Source organism: Variovorax sp. GW821-FHT09D04, assembly GCF_059416405.1.
Genome location: NZ_JBWKPA010000005.1, coordinates 382,382 through 398,226, shown reverse-complemented (window position 1 = coordinate 398,226; position 15,845 = coordinate 382,382). Strand labels below are relative to the sequence as shown.

Below are 15,845 nucleotides of genomic sequence, written 5' to 3'. Positions count from 1 at the left end.
GCGTCGCCTTGCCGTGCGTCAGCACTGTCTGCGGCTTCGCGCCTTGCGCTCACCTTGATTGCAAACCCGTCAGAGGGCCGCGTCGCGGCTTCGTTCAGAACAGGAAGTAGCGCTGCGCCATCGGCAGCACCTTGGCCGGCTCGCAGGTCAGCAGCTGGCCATCGGCGCGTACGGCGTAGGTCTGCGCGTCGATCTCCATCTTCGGCGTGTAGCCGTTGTGGATCAGGTCCTGCTTGCGCACGTTGCGGATGTTCTTCACCGCGCTCAGGTGCTTGCTCAGGCCGTAGCGTTCCTTGATGCCCGCGGCCAGCCCGGCCTGCGAGACGAAGGTCAGCGAGCTCTTGGCGAGCGAGCCGCCGTAGGCGCCGAACATCGGCCGGAAGTGCACCGGCTGCGGCGTGGGAATCGACGCGCTGGGGTCGCCCATGGCGGCCATCGCGATGGTGCCGCCCTTGATGATGGTGAAGGGCTTCACGCCGAAGAAGGCCGGCTTCCAGACCACGAGGTCGGCCCACTTGCCGATTTCGATGGAGCCCACCTCGTGTGCGATGCCGTGCGCGAGGGCCGGGTTGATCGTGTACTTGGCCACGTAGCGCCGCGCGCGGAAGTTGTCGTTGCGCTCGCTGTCCTCGGGCAGCGTGCCGCGCTGCTGCTTCATCTTGTGCGCGGTCTGCCAGGTGCGGATGACCACCTCGCCGACGCGGCCCATGGCCTGGCTGTCGGAGCTGAACATGCTGATCGCGCCCAGGTCGTGCAGCACGTCTTCGGCGGCGATGGTTTCCTTGCGGATGCGCGACTCGGCAAAGGCCAGGTCTTCGGCGATGCCGGCGTCCAGGTGGTGGCACACCATGAGCATGTCGACGTGTTCGTCGAGCGTATTCACGGTGTAGGGCATCGTCGGGTTGGTCGACGAGGGCAAAAAGTTCGCCTCGCCCACCACGCGCAGGATGTCGGGCGCATGGCCGCCGCCCGCGCCCTCGGTGTGGAAGGCGCAGATGGCGCGCCCGCCCACGGCGGCGATGGTGTTCTCGACGAAGCCCGATTCGTTCAGCGTGTCGCTGTGGATCGCCACCTGCGTGTCGGTGGCGTCGGCCACGTCCAGGCAGTTGCTGATGGCCGACGGCGTGGTGCCCCAGTCTTCATGCAGCTTCAGGCCCATGACGCCGGCCTCGATCTGCTCGTGCAGCGCATCGGGCAGGCTGGCGTTGCCCTTGCCCAGAAAGCCCAGGTTCATCGGGAAGGCGTCAGCCGCCTGCAGCATGCGTTCGATGTGCCACGGGCCGGGCGTGGCGGTGGTCGCGAAGGTGCCGGTGGCCGGGCCGGTGCCGCCGCCGAGCATGGTCGTCACGCCCGAGGCCAGCGCTTCCTCGATCTGCTGTGGGCAGATGAAGTGGATGTGGCTGTCGATGCCGCCCGCGGTGACGATGGTGCCCTCGCAGCTGATGATCTCGGTGCCCGGGCCGATGACGATGTCCACGCCCGGCTGCACATCGGGATTGCCGGCCTTGCCGATGGCGGCGATGCGCCCGTCCTTCAGGCCGATGTCTGCCTTCACGATGCCCCAGTGGTCGAGGATCAACGCGTTGGTCATCACCGTGTCGACGGCGCCCTGTGCGCGCGTGCGCTGCGACTGCGCCATGCCGTCGCGGATCGTCTTGCCGCCGCCGAACTTCACCTCTTCGCCGTAGCCGCCGGCGCGCAGCGTGTAGTCGGCTTCGACTTCGATCAGCAGGTCGGTGTCCGCAAGGCGGACCCGGTCGCCCACGGTGGGACCGAAGATTTCTGCGTAGGCGCGTCGCCCGATGGTGGCCATAGTCAGAGCTTTCCTTGAACGAGGCCGCGAAAGCCGTAGACGATGCGATCGCCGGAAAAATCGACCAGCTCGACCGTGCGTTGCTGGCCGGGCTCGAAGCGCACCGCGGCGCCCGAGGCGATGTTCAGCCGCATGCCGCGTGCGGCGGCGCGGTCGAAATCGAGGGCGCCGTTGGTCTCGGCGAAGTGGTAGTGCGAGCCGACCTGGATCGGCCGGTCGGCCGTGTTGCGCACCACCAGCGTGAGGGCGCGGCGGCCGGGGTTGAGCGTGTGCTCGCCGTCGTCGGTGAAAAGTTCGCCGGGCGTCATGGCCGCCTCAGATTGCCTGGGCCAGCAGCGTGGCGCCGAGGCCGACAACGGCAGCGCCGGCCACGCGGGGCAGCCACGCGTTGGCGTGGCGCAGCGCCCAGCCCAACGCGATGCCGGCCGCGTGCAGCAGCAGCGTGGCGCTGACCATGCCGGCCAGCGTGAGGGCCGCGCCGTGTTCGCCCGCCAGCTCGTGGCCGTGCGCCACGCCGTGGAAGACGGCGAACAGGCCCACCACGGCCATGGCGACGCCGGCCGGCAGGTGCACGCGCGTGGCGACCAGCAGGCCCAGCACCAGCAGCGACGCGGCGATCATCGGTTCGACGGCCGGCAGCTGCACGCCGGCCAGCCCGGCCAGCGCGCCCGCGAGCAGCATGCCCGCGAAGGCCAGCGGCGCCCACAGCAGGTCGGGCCAGGCGCGGCGCGCGACCAGCGCGCTCCACAGGCCGACCGCGACCATCGCCGCGAGGTGGTCGGCGCCGGTGAGCGGGTGCATGAAGCCGGTGACGAAACCGTGGTGCACGCCGCCGTCGACGCCCGTGTGGGCGCCGGCGGCCAGCGGCAGCAGGAGGGTGACGAGCAGGGCGGAAGTCTTTGCGAAGCGCATGGAGGGATCTTTCTTCTTGTGGCGGAGGTTCAGACGATCGGCTGGTGAACGGTCACGAGCTTGGTGCCGTCGGGAAAACTGGCCTCGACCTGGATGTCGGGAATCATCTCGGCGATGCCGTCCATCACGTCGGCGCGGGTGAGCACGCTGCGGCCTTCGCTCATCAACTCGGCGACGCTCTTGCCGTCGCGGGCGCCTTCCATCACGGCGGCGGTGATCAGCGCGACGGCTTCCGGGTAGTTGAGCTTGAGCCCGCGTGCCTTGCGGCGCTCGGCCAGCAGCGCCGCGGTGAAGATCAGCAGCTTGTCTTTTTCGCGCGGGGTCAGTTCCATGGCGGGGGTGGGGTCGGGTGGCGGTCGGTGATTATGGGCAAGGCTGTGGCTTTGCAACAGTCGTGCCCTGTTCGCCAAATGCCGTACCCGGTGGCACGGAAGCTGCACCGAAACGGTGTGAATTCCGCCGACCCACCTCTCCTGACCGACGACGCTCCCCAGCGCATCGTCAAGGTGCGGCGCGACTACAACAGCTGGGTCGCGAGCGAAACGCTGGAGGACTACGCGTTGCGCTACACGCCGCAGCGCTTTCGCAAATGGTCCGAATGGCGGGTGGCCAACACGGCGTTCGGGGCGGCCTCGTTCCTGGTGCTGGAGGCGGTCGGCGCCACGCTGCTGGTGCAGTACGGCTTCGCCAACGCCTTCTGGGCGATCCTCGTCACGGGGCTCATCATCTTCCTGGCGGGGCTGCCGATCAGCGTGTACGCGGCGCGCTACGGCGTCGACATGGACCTGCTCACGCGCGGCGCGGGCTTCGGCTACATCGGCTCCACGCTCACCTCGCTGATCTACGCGAGCTTCACCTTCATCTTCTTCGCGCTCGAGGCGGCCGTGATGGCCTATGCGCTCGAGCTGGCGCTGGGCATTCCGCCGGTGTGGGGCTACCTGGTGTGCGCGCTGGTGGTGATTCCGCTGGTCACGCACGGGGTGTCGGTGATCAGCCGGCTGCAGCTGTGGACGCAGCCGCTGTGGCTGCTGATGCTGGTGGTGCCCTTTGTCTTCGTGCTTGTGCGCGATCCTGGTGCGTTCGCGGGCATCACGCACTACAGCGGGGCGAAGCCGGGCGCGCAAGGATTCAATCTGCACCTGTTCGGTGCTGCGCTGACGGTCGGCATCGCGCTCATCACGCAGATGGGCGAGCAGGCCGACTACCTGCGCTTCATGCCCGCGCGCACCACGGGCACGACGCGCCGCTGGTGGGCCGGCGTGCTGGCGGGCGGGCCGGGCTGGGTGGTGCTGGGCGTGGTCAAGATGCTGGGCGGGGCGGCGCTGGCCTACCTGGCGATCACGCACATGGTGCCGGTGGAGCGCGCGGTCGACCCGAACCAGATGTACCTGGCGGCCTACGAGTACGTGTTTCCGAACTACGGCTGGGCGGTGGCGGCGACGGCGCTGTTCGTGGTGGTCTCGCAGCTGAAGATCAACGTGACGAACGCCTACGCCGGCTCGCTGGCCTGGAGCAATTTCTTCTCGCGCGTGGCGCACAGCCATCCGGGGCGCGTGGTGTGGGTGGTGTTCAACGCGCTCATCGCCTTCATGCTGATGGAGATGAACGTGTTCGAGGCGCTGGGCGACGTGCTCGGCCTGTTCGCCAACATCGCCATCGCCTGGATGATGGCCGTGGTGGCCGACCTGGTCGTCAACAAGCCGCTGGGGCTGTCGCCGCCGGGCATCGAGTTCAAGCGCGCGCACCTGTGGGACATCAACCCGGTGGGCGTGGGCGCGATGGCGCTGGCGTCGGTGCTGTCGATCACCGCGCACCTGGGCGTGTTCGGGCCACTGGCGCAGGCCTTCTCGGCGCTGATTGCGCTGGGCACGGCGCTGGTCGCGTCGCCGCTGCTGGCGTGGGTCACGGGCGGCAAGTACTACCTCGCGCGCACGTCCGACGCGGGCGGCTCCGTGCTGTTCGCGCCGGCCGCGGGCGGGCGCAAGGTGCGCTGGGCGCGGGTCGAGCCGTCGCCGGACGAGGGCGGCAGCTACCAGCGCCTGAAGGTGCAGCACTGCGTGATCTGCGAGCGCGAATACGAAGGCCCCGACATGGCGCACTGCCCGGCCTACCAGGGCGCGATCTGCTCGCTGTGCTGCACGCTCGACGCGCGCTGCGGCGATCTGTGCAAGCCGCACGCGAGCCTGTCGGCGCAGTGGTCCGCCGTGCTGCGCTGGCTGCTGCCGCGCCGCAGCTGGCGCTACCTGGACACGGGGCTCGGGCACTTCCTGCTGCTGATGCTGGTCATCGTGCCGCTGCTGGCCGTGGTGTTCGGCGTGCTCTACCAGCAGGAGCTGCGGGCGCTGAGCGAAGGCGCGCTCGCGCTGGCGGCGCAGGCCGATGTGGGCGGGGCGCTGGTCGCGGTGCAGCAGGCGTCGCTGCGCTCGGGTTTTCTCAAGGCCTACATGGCGCTGCTGGTCATCGCGGGCATCGTCGCGTGGTGGCTGGTGCTGGCGCACCAGAGCCGCAAGGTGGCGCAAGAGGAGTCGAACCGCCAGACCCACCTGCTGGTGCGTGAGATTGCGCTGCACCGCGAGACCGACCGCGCGCTGCAGGACGCCAAGCAGAGCGCCGAAGAAGCCCGCGAGATCGCCGAGCACGCCAAGCTCGCGGCCGACCAGGCGCGGCGCGCGGCGGACCTCGCGAACCAGGCCAAGAGCCGCTACATCAGCGCCATCAGCCACGAGCTGCGCACGCCGCTCAACAGCATCCTGGGCTACGCGCAACTCATGGGCGAAGACCATTCGGTGCCGCCGCACCGCCAGCAGGCGGTGGCCGTGATCAAGCGCGGCGGCGAGCACCTGCTGTCGCTCATCGAGGGCACGCTGGCCATCGCCCACATCGAGGCCGGCAAGCTCACGCTGGACGCGCGGCCGATGCGCTTTGCCGACGCGATGCGCGAGCTGGCCGACATGTTCGAGCTGCAGGCGGCCGAGAAGGGCCTGCGCTTTCGCTTCGAGGCGGCCGGCACGCTGCCCGACGTGGTGCGCGCCGACGAAAAGCGCGTGAGCCAGATCCTCATCAACCTGCTGGGCAATGCGATCAAGTTCACGGCGGCGGGGCAGGTGACCTTGCGCATTTCGTACGCGCGCGAGTTCGCCGCCATCGAGATCGAGGACACCGGGCCGGGCATGACGGCGGCCGACATCGAGCGCATCTTCGAGCCCTTCGCGCGCGGCCACGCGGCGGTGTCGTCGGCACCCGGCGCGGGCCTGGGTTTGACCATCGCGAAGATGCTGACCGACCTGATGGGCGGCGAGATGAAGGTACGCAGCACGCCGGGCGAGGGCTCGCTGTTCTGCGTGCGGCTGTTCCTGCCGCGCGTGCATGAGGCGGTGGCGGGCAGTGCACGCGTTGCGCCGGCACCGCGCGCGCGGCGTGGCTACGAGGGCGCGCGCCGGCGCCTGCTGGTGGTCGACAACGAGGAGGCCGACCGCGAGCTGCTGGGCCATGTGCTCGCGCCGCTGGGCTTCGAGCTGCGCAGCGCGGCCAGCGGGCACGACGCGTTGGACCTCATCGCCGCCGGCTACCGGCCCGACGCCATGTTCGTCGACCTCGCGATGCCCGGCATCGACGGCTGGGAAACCATCCGCCGTGCGCGCAAGCTGGGGCTGGCCGACGCGTCGGTGGCCATCGTCTCGGCCAACGCCTTCGACAAGGGCCTGGACAACGACGTGGGCATCGCGCCCGAAGATTTCTTCGTCAAGCCTGTGCGCCACACCGAACTGCTGGACTGGCTGGAGCGCCGGCTCGCGCTGCAGTGGTCCGACACCGCCGCGCGGCCCGCGCCCGCCGTGGCCGCGCCGCGCGCGATGCAGCCGCCGTCGCTGGCGCGCCTGCGTGCGCTCGACGAGGCCGTGGGCCTGGGCTACTTCCGGGGCATCATGAACCAGCTCGACGACATCGACGCCGCGCAGCCCGAGTGCGCCGCGTGGACCGAGGCCCAGCGCGCGCTGGCCCGCCAGTTCCAGTTCGAAGCCATGGGCCGCGCGCTGGCCGAAGCCGCCGAGGGCGCCGCATGACTTTCTTGTCTCCAACGACCCTGCCCGCTTCACCGCTCGCCCGCACGCTGCGCGAGCAGCAGGGCGCCCACGGCGACCTGGTGCTGATCGTCGACGACGTGCCCGACAACCTCGCCGTGCTGCACGACGCGCTCGACGAGTCGGGCTACACCGTGCTCATCGCCACCAACGGCGAGCAGGCGCTGCAGCGCGCCGCGCAGGCGCGGCCCGACATCGTGCTGCTCGACGCGATGATGCCGGGCATCGACGGCTTCGAAGTGGCGCGCCGGCTCAAGGCCGATGTGGCCACCGCGCACATTCCCATCGTGTTCATGACGGGGCTCACCGAAACCGAGCACCTCGTGGCCGCGCTGGAGGCGGGCGGAGTCGACTACGTCACCAAGCCGATCAAGCCCAAGGAAGTGCTGGCGCGCATGAACGTGCACCTGCAGGGCGCGCGCCGCGCGCGGCAGGAGGCGCATCAGGCCGGGCAGGCGCGCAACGCGCTCGACGCCTTCGGCTACGCGAGCATCACGGTGCGCCTGCCCGAGGGGCGGCTGATCTGGCAGACGGCGCTGGCGCGCGACCTGCTGGCGCGCTACTGCGAGACGCAGGCGCCCGAGACGCCGCCGGCCGTGCTCGGCTGGCTGCGCCAGCACGCGCCCGACGCCCGCGCGCGCGGCATCGAGCCGCCGGCCCTGGTCATCGCGCAGGGGGCCCGCAGCCTGAGCCTGCGGCTGCACCGCCAGACCGGCGAGGACGACGCCGGCGACGAGTGGATGATCGTCATGCGCGAGGTCTCCGACACCGCCGTGATCGAGGCCATGAGCCTGAGCCTGAAGCTCACGGCGCGCGAGGCCGAGGTGCTGTACTGGGTGGTCAAGGGCAAGACCAACAAGGACATCGGCGAGATCCTCGGCAGCAGCCCGGCCACCGCCAAGAAGCACCTGGAGCGCGTGTACGTGAAGCTGGGCGTGGAGACGCGCACCGCCGCGGCGGGCGTGGCGATCAAGCGCATCCGCGAGCTGCAGCCGCAGTTCGAACTCTGAAGGGCGGGGGATGGCGTTGCCGCGTCATGGCGCGGACTTTCCGGCTTCCTAGAATGAGGCAGGGCTCTCTGAGGGAAGCACGAGATGAAGAACAACAACAACCGCACCGCACGCCTGCTTCTTGCCGCAGTCGCGGCGTTGCCGGGCCTCGGCGCGCAGGCCGCCGGCCACTTCGATGTCGACGACGCCGGCACGCTCGACCCCGGCCAGTGCCAGTACGAAACCTGGTGGGGCCGCAGCGGCGCCGAGCCGGTCACGACGGGTTTCCATGTCGGGCCGGCCTGCCGGGTCGGGCCGGTCGAGCTGGGGTTGAACTTCGACCGGCTCTCGGCGCAGGGCGTGCATTCGGTCACGGGCGGACCGCAGCTCAAGTGGACCTTTGCCGGCGCGGCCGCCGACGCGCCTTTCAGCGCCGCCGTGTCGATGGGCGCGGTGGCCGACCTGCGGCGCGGCGGTCGCTGGGGCGGCCAGCTGGTGGTGCCGCTCACCTGGCGGCCCACGGCCAGCCTGCAGATTCACGCCAACCTGGGCGCCGACTGGGCGCTGGGCACTGGCGCGCGCACGCCGCGCGGCGGCCTGGCCGTGGAGTGGGCTCTGAACGACGCCGTGTCGCTGATCGCCGAGCGCAACCGGGCCGGAGGCCTGTGGACCTCGCGCGTGGGCGGCCGTTTCAGCCTGACGCCGCTGATCAGCGTCGACATCAGCACCTCGCGCACCGGGCCGCAGGGCGTGCGCGGCGTGGTGATCGGGCTGAACCACGAATTCAGCTGGAAATAAGTGAAGGAAAACTGAAATCCGCTGCAATGGGATGAACTCCCGTATCGTGGATTTTGTTGATTTTGAATAAGATTCGGTCACATTTATTAACGAGTCAACGATCCGTGACCCCATCGCCCGTTCTGGACTTCAAGTTCACCGCGCCGCCGGAGAGCCCCGCGCAGACCTTCCTGCCGGGCCGGCCGGCCGGGGTGCTCGGCCGCTCGTTCACGCCGCAGCGCAATCCGCGCCTGCAGGGGCTGCAGTGCCTGCGCTGCGACGCGCTGTACCCGGTCACGCTCGCCAACGACGGCTGCCCGGCCTGCCGGCAGGCCGGCTTCCACGTCGGGCTGCGCGCCAGCTACCGGCCCGGCGGCCCGGACGTGGTGCCGATGCCGTACGTGCAGGGCTTCTCGCTCGGCGAGGGCAACACGCCGCAGCACGACATGCCCGAGCTGGCGCGGCAGTTCGACATCGCGCGCCTGAGCATCAAGGACGAATCGCGCAACCCGACCGGCTCGCCGAAAGACCGGCTGACCGCGATGGGCGTGGCGCAGGCGCTGGACGCCGGGGCCCACACGCTGGTGCTCGCGTCGTCGGGCAACACGGCGGTGTCGGCGGCGCACTACGCGTGGGCCGCGGGGCTCGGTTGCGAGGTGGCCTCCTACGAGGCGATGCCCGCCACCTACGCCCGCCAGCTCGACGCGCTGGGCGCGCGGCGCTATGTGTTCGCCGACAACACCGGCCGCTGGGGCTTCGTGCGCGAGCGCTCGCAGTACCCGGGGTATTTCGCGCTGTCCAATTACCGCCTGCCCGCGCTGGGCAGTGCGCCCTTGGGCGTGGAGGGCTACAAGGCCATCGCCGAAGAGTGCCTGAAGGACGGCGGCCTGCCCGATCACGTCGTGGTGCCGACCGGGCGCGGCGACATGGCCTGGGGCATCTACGCCGGTTTTCGCGAGCTGCTGGCGGCGGGGCGCATCGCGCGCCTGCCGCGGATGTGGCTGGTCGAGCCCTTCCCGCGGCTGTCGCGCGTGCTCGGCGGCGGGGCGCTCAACGGCAGCTACCCTGGTCGCACGGCGCAGCTGTCGAGCGCGGGCGCGACGGTCACTTATCTGCAATGGCAGGCCGCCACGGCCAGCGGCGGCGGTGCCGTGGTGGTGGGCGACGACGAGGCCCGCGCGGCGCGGCGGCTGCTTACTGCGGCCGGCGTGAGTGCCGAACTGGCAGCAGCGGCGGGCCTGGGGGCCGTGCGGCAACTGCGCGAGGCCGAGACCATCGCAGCCGACGCGCATGTCGTGATGGTGCTGACCTCCGACGCGTCGAGCGACCCGAGCTGGCCCGACCGCGCCGTGACCGCCTGAGGCGGTGTGCCATCCCGGGGCTCAGCGCCCCGTGTGCACCTTGATGCGGATCGTCGCGACGTCCCAGCCCCGGTTCTTCAGCCGCGTGACCAGCATCGGCGACAGCTGGCGCAGCTTGGCGGCCGCGGCGCTGCCCTTGACCAGCAGGCACCACACGTCGCCCTCGGCCGGCCCCGGCTGGATGGCCGCGCGCATGGCCGGTGGAATCAACCCTTCGATCGCCTTCAGCCGCTCGGCCGTGTCCCGCGCGCGCGCCATCAGGCTCCCCAGGGTGGGGGCGCCTGCCGCAGCATCGTGCAGTGAAATGGCGGGGGGCAGTCGGCGATACATGGGTAATCCAGGGGTTAGAAACAAGACAGCTAAAATGCCCGGTTTGCCGACGCGTGCGTCGGCGTTTGTTCCGGAACGGGGCCATCCGACTTCGAGACTTGCGAAGCTTGCATTCGAAGAAGGTGCGCCCAACTGCTTTCACCATATCTTAGGGAATCCGGTCGCAGTGCCTGTCGTGTCAGGTGCCCGCCCCTCTCCACGCCCATGGCAACCAACTTCCTGACCCAGATCTTCGGCAGTCGCAACGACCGGCTCCTCAAGCAGTATCGCAAGACGGTGACGCGCATCAATGCGCTCGAACCCGAATTCGAAAAGCTCAGCGACGACGCGCTGCGCGCCAAGACGCAGGAATTCAAGGACCGCATCGCCAAGGGCGAGTCGCTCGACGACCTGTTGCCCGAAGCCTTCGCCACCGTGCGCGAAGGCTCCAAGCGCGTCATGAAGATGCGCCACTTCGACGTCCAGCTGCTCGGCGGCATGGCGCTGCACAACGGCAAGATCTCCGAAATGCGCACCGGCGAAGGCAAGACGCTGACCGCCACGCTGCCCGTGTACCTGAACGCGCTGTCCGGCAAGGGCGTGCACGTGGTCACGGTGAACGACTACTTGGCCAACCGCGACGCGACCTGGATGGGCCGCCTGTACAACTTCCTGGGCCTGTCGGTCGGCATCAACCTGCCGCAGATGCCACGCGAAGAGAAGCAGGCCGCCTACAGCAGCGACATCACGTACGGCACGAACAACGAGTACGGCTTCGACTACCTGCGCGACAACATGGTCTACGAGCCCGGCGACCGGGTGCAGCGCGGCCTGAACTTCGCGATCGTCGACGAGGTGGACTCCATCCTGATCGACGAGGCCCGCACGCCGCTGATCATCAGCGGCCAGGCCGAAGACCACACCGACCTGTACCTGGCGATCAACAAGGTGGTGCCGCTGCTCAAGAAGCAGGAAGGCGAAGCCGATCCGCGCACGGGCGAGGGCGTCACGGTGCCCGGCGACTTCACGGTCGACGAGAAAACCCACCAGGTGTTCCTGACCGAAGATGGCCACGAGAACGCCGAGCGCATCCTGGGCGAGCTCAAGCTGATTCCCGAAGGCGCGTCGCTGTACGACCCGGCCAACATCACGCTGATGCATCACCTGAATGCCGCGCTGCGTGCCCGCCACCTGTACCACCGCGACCAGCACTACGTGGTGCAGCAGGGCGAAGTGGTCATCGTCGACGAATTCACCGGCCGCCTCATGAGCGGTCGCCGCTGGAGCGACGGCCTGCACCAGGCCGTGGAAGCCAAGGAAGGCGTCGAGATCCAGGCCGAGAACCAGACGCTGGCCTCGATCACCTTCCAGAACTACTTCCGCCTGTACGGCAAGCTGGCCGGCATGACCGGCACGGCCGACACCGAGGCCTACGAGTTCCAGGAAATCTACGGTCTCGAGACCACGATCATTCCGCCCAACCGCATCAGCAAGCGCGACGACCAGCTCGACCGCGTCTACAAGACCACGCGCGAGAAGTACGAAGCAGCCATCCAGGACATCCGCGAGTGCTACGAGCGCGGCCAGCCGGTGCTGGTGGGCACCTCGTCCATCGAGAACTCGGAAATCATCGACGCCCTGCTCGAGAAGGCAGGCCTGCCGCACCAGGTGCTCAACGCCAAGCAGCACGCCCGCGAAGCCGACATCGTCGCGCAGGCCGGCCGCACGAAGATGATCACCATCGCGACCAACATGGCCGGCCGCGGTACCGACATCGTGCTGGGCGGCAACATCGAGAAGATGATCGAGGCGATCGAGGCCGACGAAGGCCGCGACGAAGCCACCAAGCAGGCCGACATCGCCCACGTGCGCGCCGAGTGGACCAAGGACCACGAGTTCGTGAAGTCGCTGGGCGGCCTGCGCATCATTGCCACCGAACGCCATGAGTCGCGCCGCATCGACAACCAGCTGCGCGGCCGTTCGGGCCGCCAGGGCGACCCGGGTTCCTCGCGCTTCTACCTGAGCCTGGACGATCCGCTCATGCGCATCTTCGCGGGCGACCGCGTGAAGGCGATCATGGACCGCCTGAAGATGCCCGACGGCGAAGCCATCGAGGCCGGCATCGTCACGCGCAGCATCGAGAGCGCGCAGCGCAAGGTCGAGGCGCGCAACTTCGACATCCGCAAGCAACTGCTCGAGTACGACGACGTGTCGAACGATCAGCGCAAGGTGATCTACCAGCAGCGCAACGACATCCTCGACGCGGCTGACCTCACGGCGCAGATCGCCGCGCTGCGCGAAGGCTGCTTCACCGACCTCGCTCGCCAGTACGTGCCGCGCGAATCGGTCGAAGAGCAATGGGACCTCGACAGCCTCGAGAAGAGCCTGTTCAGCGAGTGGGGCATCGACATGCCGCTCAAGCAGCAGGTCGAGGCCTCCGAAGCCATCTCCGACGAGGAAGTGGTCGAGAAGATCGTGGCCTACGCCAACGAGAGCTTCGACGCCAAGGTCGCACTCATCGGTCAGGAGAATTTCACCCAGTTCGAACGCATGGTGCTGCTGCAGAGCATCGACACCCACTGGCGCGAACACCTGGCCTCGCTCGACTACCTGCGCCAGGGCATCCACCTGCGCGGCTATGCGCAGAAGCAGCCCAAGCAGGAATACAAGCGCGAGGCCTTCGAGCTCTTCGGCCAGCTGCTCGACTCGGTCAAGAACGAAGTCACGCGCCAGCTCATGACGGTGCGCGTGCAGTCGGGTGAACAGCTCGAGCAGGCGGCCGAAGAGATGGAAAGCCGCGGCGAGAACGTCTCGAACATCACCTACACCGCGCCCACCGAGACCGGCGAGGTCGAGGTGCGCGTCGACGAAGAGAACCAGCGCCGCCTGGCGGCCGTCGGCACCGGCGCGCTGAGCGCCGAAGCCGCTGCCTTTGCGCGCGTCGGCCGCAACGACCCCTGCCCCTGCGGCAGCGGCAAGAAGTACAAGGCGTGCCACGGCAAGCTGAACTGAGCTGAAGTCCCGCACCTTTCATTGAGAGAAATCCCATGCCCGTGAACCTGTCCGCTCCCGATCCCGCCGCCTTGTTCGCGGTGCCCGGCGTCCGCATCGGCGTGGCCGAAGCCGGCGTGCGCAAGGCCAACCGCAAGGACCTGACCGTCGTGCTGATCGACGAAGGCTCGGCGGTCGGCGGCGTGTTCACGCAGAACCGCTTCTGCGCCGCCCCGGTGCAGGTCTGCCGTGACCACCTGAAGGCCAACTACGGCATCCGCGCGATGGTGATCAACACCGGCAACGCCAACGCCGGCACCGGCGAAGACGGCCTGATGCGCACGCGCTCGACCTGCATCGCGCTGGCGCGCCATCTGGAGTTGGCACCCGAGCAGATCCTGCCGTTCTCGACCGGCGTGATCATGGAGCCACTGCCCGTGGACCGCATCGAAGCCGGCCTGCCGGCCGCGCTGGCCGACGCGTCGGAAAACAACTGGGCCCGTGCCGCCGAAGGCATCATGACCACCGACACGATCCCCAAGGCGTTCAGCCGCCAGGTGAAGATCGGCGGCGCCACGGTCACCATCACCGGCATCAGCAAGGGCGCCGGCATGATCCGCCCGAACATGGCGACCATGCTCGGCTTCATGGCGACCGACGCGAAGATCGACCCCGCGCTGATCCAGCCGCTGGCCACGCAGCTGGCCGACGCTTCGTTCAACCGCGTGACCATCGACGGCGACACCTCGACCAACGACTCGTTCGTGGTCATCGCCACGCAGAAGGCCGCGCACGCCACCATCACCTCGCTCGACTCGGCCGATGGCCAGGCGCTCGTGGCCGCGATGCGCGACGTGGCCCGCCTGCTGGCGCAAGCCATCGTGCGCGACGGCGAAGGCGCGACCAAGTTCATCACCATCCAGGTCGACGGCGGCAAGGACGGGGCCGAGTGCCGCCAGGTGGCTTATGCCGTGGCGCATTCGCCGCTGGTCAAGACCGCTTTCTTCGCTAGCGACCCGAACCTGGGCCGCATCCTGGCGGCCGTCGGCTATGCCGGCATTGCCGACCTCGACCAGACCGGCATCGACCTGTTCCTGGACGACGTGCACGTGGCGGTGAAGGGCGGGCGCAACCCGTCGTACCGCGAGGAAGACGGCCAGCGCGTGATGAAGCAGAGCGAGATCACCGTGCGCATCGGCCTGGGCCGCGGCACCGCCAGCGACACCGTGTGGACCTGCGACTTCAGCCACGAGTACGTGACCATCAACGCCGATTACCGGTCATGAACGAGCAGTTCCAGAAGCTCATCGAACGCGCCGAACAGCTCATCGGCCGCATCGAATCGATCCTGCCCCAGCCACTGGCCGCGCCAACCGACTGGAGCGCCTCCATCGCGTGGCGCTACCGCCGTCGCAGCTCCGGCCATGGTGTGCTGGAGCCCGTGAAGCACGTGGCCACGATGGCGCTCGATTCGCTGAGGGAAATCGACGTCCAGAAGGAAAAGATCGAGCGCAACACGCGCCAGTTCGTCGAAGGCAAGCCGGCCAACAACGTGCTGCTGACCGGCGCGCGCGGCACGGGCAAGTCGTCGCTGATCCGCGCCTGTCTGCAGGCCTACGCGCCGCAGGGCCTGCGCCTGATCGAGGTCGACAAGGCCGAGCTCACCGACCTGCCCGACATCGTCGAGGTGGTGTCGCAGCGCCCCGAGAAGTTCATCGTCTTCAGCGACGACCTGAGCTTCGACGAGGGCGAGCCGGGCTACAAGGCGCTCAAGTCGATCCTCGACGGATCGATTGCCGCCTCGACGCCCAACGTGCTGATCTACGCCACCAGCAACCGGCGCCACCTGCTGCCCGAGTACATGAAGGACAACCTCACGTACAAGCACACGGACGACGGTGAGGTGCATCCGGGCGAGGTGATCGAAGAGAAGATCTCGCTGTCGGAGCGCTTCGGCCTCTGGGTGAGCTTCTATCCCTTCAGCCAGAACGAATACCTGACGATCGTGGGCCAGTGGCTCTCGTCGTTCGGTGTCGACGACGCGGCCATCGCGGCGGCGCGGCCCGAGGCGCTCGTGTGGGCGCTGGAGCGCGGCTCGCGCAGCGGCCGCGTGGCCTACCAGTTCGCGCGCGACTACGCAGGGCGGGCCGGCGCGTGAGCGAGGCTGTGACATCGGCGCGCAAGCACACCGAAGTGGCCGTCGGCGTGCTGATCCGTCTGGCCGACGAGGCGCTGCTGCTCACCACGCGCCCCGAAGGCAAGGCCTATGCGGGCTACTGGGAGTTCCCGGGCGGCAAGATCGAGGTCGGCGAAACGGTCGAGGAAGCCCTGCGCCGCGAGCTGCAGGAAGAGCTGGGCATCACCATCGGCGGCGCCGAGGTCTGGAAGGTCACGGAGCACGACTACCCGCATGCGCTGGTGCGCCTGCACTGGTGCAAGGTGACGGACTGGACCGGCGAGTTCGAAATGCGCGAAAGCCAGGCCATGGCCTGGCAGCAACTGCCGCTCGACGTGGCGCCGGTGCTGCCGGGCGCGCTGCCGGTGCTGCAGTGGCTGGTCGAGGAACGCGGCCTGCCCGCGTCGGCCGCCGAGGCGGTGTCGAGCGTCGCCTGAC

At 68.9% G+C, this 15,845-nt stretch carries 13 protein-coding genes; 8 read left to right on the top strand and 5 right to left on the bottom strand.

What is annotated here, in order from left to right; translation table 11 throughout:
- Positions 1 to 94: 94 nt before the first annotated feature.
- Genes ureC through AC07O4_RS18545 form a run of 4 tightly spaced genes read right to left on the bottom strand, consistent with a single transcriptional unit; the run spans position 95 to position 3,057 of the window.
- Positions 95 to 1,813 carry an urease subunit alpha gene (gene ureC / locus AC07O4_RS18560; protein WP_493194601.1) on the bottom strand — a complete coding sequence of 573 codons (1,719 nt, stop codon included), beginning with the start codon at positions 1,811 to 1,813 and terminating at the stop codon, positions 95 to 97.
- A 2-nt stretch (positions 1,814 to 1,815) separates the two neighbouring features.
- Positions 1,816 to 2,121, bottom strand: coding sequence for an urease subunit beta (locus tag AC07O4_RS18555; protein WP_099792392.1), 306 nt, complete (start codon positions 2,119 to 2,121; stop codon positions 1,816 to 1,818).
- Positions 2,122 to 2,128: 7 nt separating this feature from the next.
- On the bottom strand, positions 2,129 to 2,725 hold the full coding sequence (locus AC07O4_RS18550; RefSeq protein WP_495305287.1) for a HupE/UreJ family protein: 597 nt from the start codon (positions 2,723 to 2,725) through the stop codon (positions 2,129 to 2,131).
- A gap of 29 nt (positions 2,726 to 2,754) precedes the next feature.
- The gene (locus tag AC07O4_RS18545; protein WP_062474548.1) at positions 2,755 to 3,057 is read right to left on the bottom strand and encodes an urease subunit gamma; all 303 of its coding nucleotides are present in this window, start codon (positions 3,055 to 3,057) and stop codon (positions 2,755 to 2,757) included.
- A 102-nt stretch (positions 3,058 to 3,159) separates the two neighbouring features.
- On the opposite strand from AC07O4_RS18545, the gene AC07O4_RS18540 reads away from it, so the two are divergent.
- From AC07O4_RS18540 to AC07O4_RS18525, 4 genes are all read left to right on the top strand, one after another.
- Positions 3,160 to 6,786: a hybrid sensor histidine kinase/response regulator gene (locus tag AC07O4_RS18540; RefSeq protein WP_495305330.1), complete on the top strand. Its 3,627-nt coding sequence runs from the start codon at positions 3,160 to 3,162 to the stop codon at positions 6,784 to 6,786.
- On the top strand, positions 6,783 to 7,814 hold the full coding sequence (locus AC07O4_RS18535) for a response regulator (protein ID WP_492734144.1): 1,032 nt from the start codon (positions 6,783 to 6,785) through the stop codon (positions 7,812 to 7,814). Before AC07O4_RS18540 ends, AC07O4_RS18535 begins: the two co-directional genes overlap by 4 nt.
- Positions 7,815 to 7,898: 84 nt before the next feature.
- Positions 7,899 to 8,591, top strand: a complete 693-nt coding sequence (locus tag AC07O4_RS18530) for a PA4824 family protein (RefSeq protein ID WP_492734145.1) — start codon at positions 7,899 to 7,901, stop codon at positions 8,589 to 8,591.
- A gap of 104 nt (positions 8,592 to 8,695) precedes the next feature.
- On the top strand, positions 8,696 to 9,931 hold the full coding sequence (locus AC07O4_RS18525; RefSeq protein WP_492734146.1) for a pyridoxal-phosphate dependent enzyme: 1,236 nt from the start codon (positions 8,696 to 8,698) through the stop codon (positions 9,929 to 9,931).
- A gap of 21 nt (positions 9,932 to 9,952) precedes the next feature.
- Here AC07O4_RS18525 and AC07O4_RS18520 read toward each other — a convergent pair whose 3' ends face one another.
- Positions 9,953 to 10,261 (bottom strand): DciA family protein, encoded by a 309-nt coding sequence (locus AC07O4_RS18520; protein WP_062474543.1) that lies wholly within the window; start codon positions 10,259 to 10,261, stop codon positions 9,953 to 9,955.
- A 204-nt stretch (positions 10,262 to 10,465) separates the two neighbouring features.
- Here AC07O4_RS18520 and secA point away from each other — a divergent pair, with 204 nt between their 5' ends.
- Genes secA through AC07O4_RS18500 form a run of 4 tightly spaced genes read left to right on the top strand, consistent with a single transcriptional unit; the run spans position 10,466 to position 15,844 of the window.
- On the top strand, positions 10,466 to 13,252 hold the full coding sequence (secA, locus tag AC07O4_RS18515) for a preprotein translocase subunit SecA (RefSeq protein WP_492734147.1): 2,787 nt from the start codon (positions 10,466 to 10,468) through the stop codon (positions 13,250 to 13,252).
- Positions 13,253 to 13,287: 35 nt separating this feature from the next.
- A complete protein-coding gene (gene argJ, locus AC07O4_RS18510; protein ID WP_447741594.1) occupies positions 13,288 to 14,517 on the top strand; it encodes a bifunctional glutamate N-acetyltransferase/amino-acid acetyltransferase ArgJ in 1,230 nt (409 codons plus the stop codon).
- On the top strand, positions 14,514 to 15,389 hold the full coding sequence (locus AC07O4_RS18505) for an ATP-binding protein (protein ID WP_062474537.1): 876 nt from the start codon (positions 14,514 to 14,516) through the stop codon (positions 15,387 to 15,389). The genes argJ and AC07O4_RS18505 overlap by 4 nt, the downstream gene beginning before the upstream one ends.
- Positions 15,386 to 15,844, top strand: a complete 459-nt coding sequence (locus tag AC07O4_RS18500) for an NUDIX domain-containing protein (RefSeq protein ID WP_487847844.1) — start codon at positions 15,386 to 15,388, stop codon at positions 15,842 to 15,844. The genes AC07O4_RS18505 and AC07O4_RS18500 overlap by 4 nt, the downstream gene beginning before the upstream one ends.
- The last annotated feature ends 1 nt before the right edge of the window (position 15,845 follow it).

What these genes read in the sequence shown, in the direction of transcription:
- ureC (WP_493194601.1), bottom strand. Translation starts at nt 1,813, where the DNA reads ATGGCCACCATCGGGCGACGCGCCTACGCAGAAATCTTCGGTCCCACC.
- AC07O4_RS18555 (WP_099792392.1), bottom strand. Translation starts at nt 2,121, where the DNA reads ATGACGCCCGGCGAACTTTTCACCGACGACGGCGAGCACACGCTCAAC.
- AC07O4_RS18550 (WP_495305287.1), bottom strand. Translation starts at nt 2,725, where the DNA reads ATGCGCTTCGCAAAGACTTCCGCCCTGCTCGTCACCCTCCTGCTGCCG.
- AC07O4_RS18545 (WP_062474548.1), bottom strand. Translation starts at nt 3,057, where the DNA reads ATGGAACTGACCCCGCGCGAAAAAGACAAGCTGCTGATCTTCACCGCG.
- AC07O4_RS18535 (WP_492734144.1), top strand. Translation starts at nt 6,783, where the DNA reads ATGACTTTCTTGTCTCCAACGACCCTGCCCGCTTCACCGCTCGCCCGC.
- AC07O4_RS18530 (WP_492734145.1), top strand. Translation starts at nt 7,899, where the DNA reads ATGAAGAACAACAACAACCGCACCGCACGCCTGCTTCTTGCCGCAGTC.
- AC07O4_RS18520 (WP_062474543.1), bottom strand. Translation starts at nt 10,261, where the DNA reads ATGTATCGCCGACTGCCCCCCGCCATTTCACTGCACGATGCTGCGGCA.
- secA (WP_492734147.1), top strand. Translation starts at nt 10,466, where the DNA reads ATGGCAACCAACTTCCTGACCCAGATCTTCGGCAGTCGCAACGACCGG.
- argJ (WP_447741594.1), top strand. Translation starts at nt 13,288, where the DNA reads ATGCCCGTGAACCTGTCCGCTCCCGATCCCGCCGCCTTGTTCGCGGTG.
- AC07O4_RS18505 (WP_062474537.1), top strand. Translation starts at nt 14,514, where the DNA reads ATGAACGAGCAGTTCCAGAAGCTCATCGAACGCGCCGAACAGCTCATC.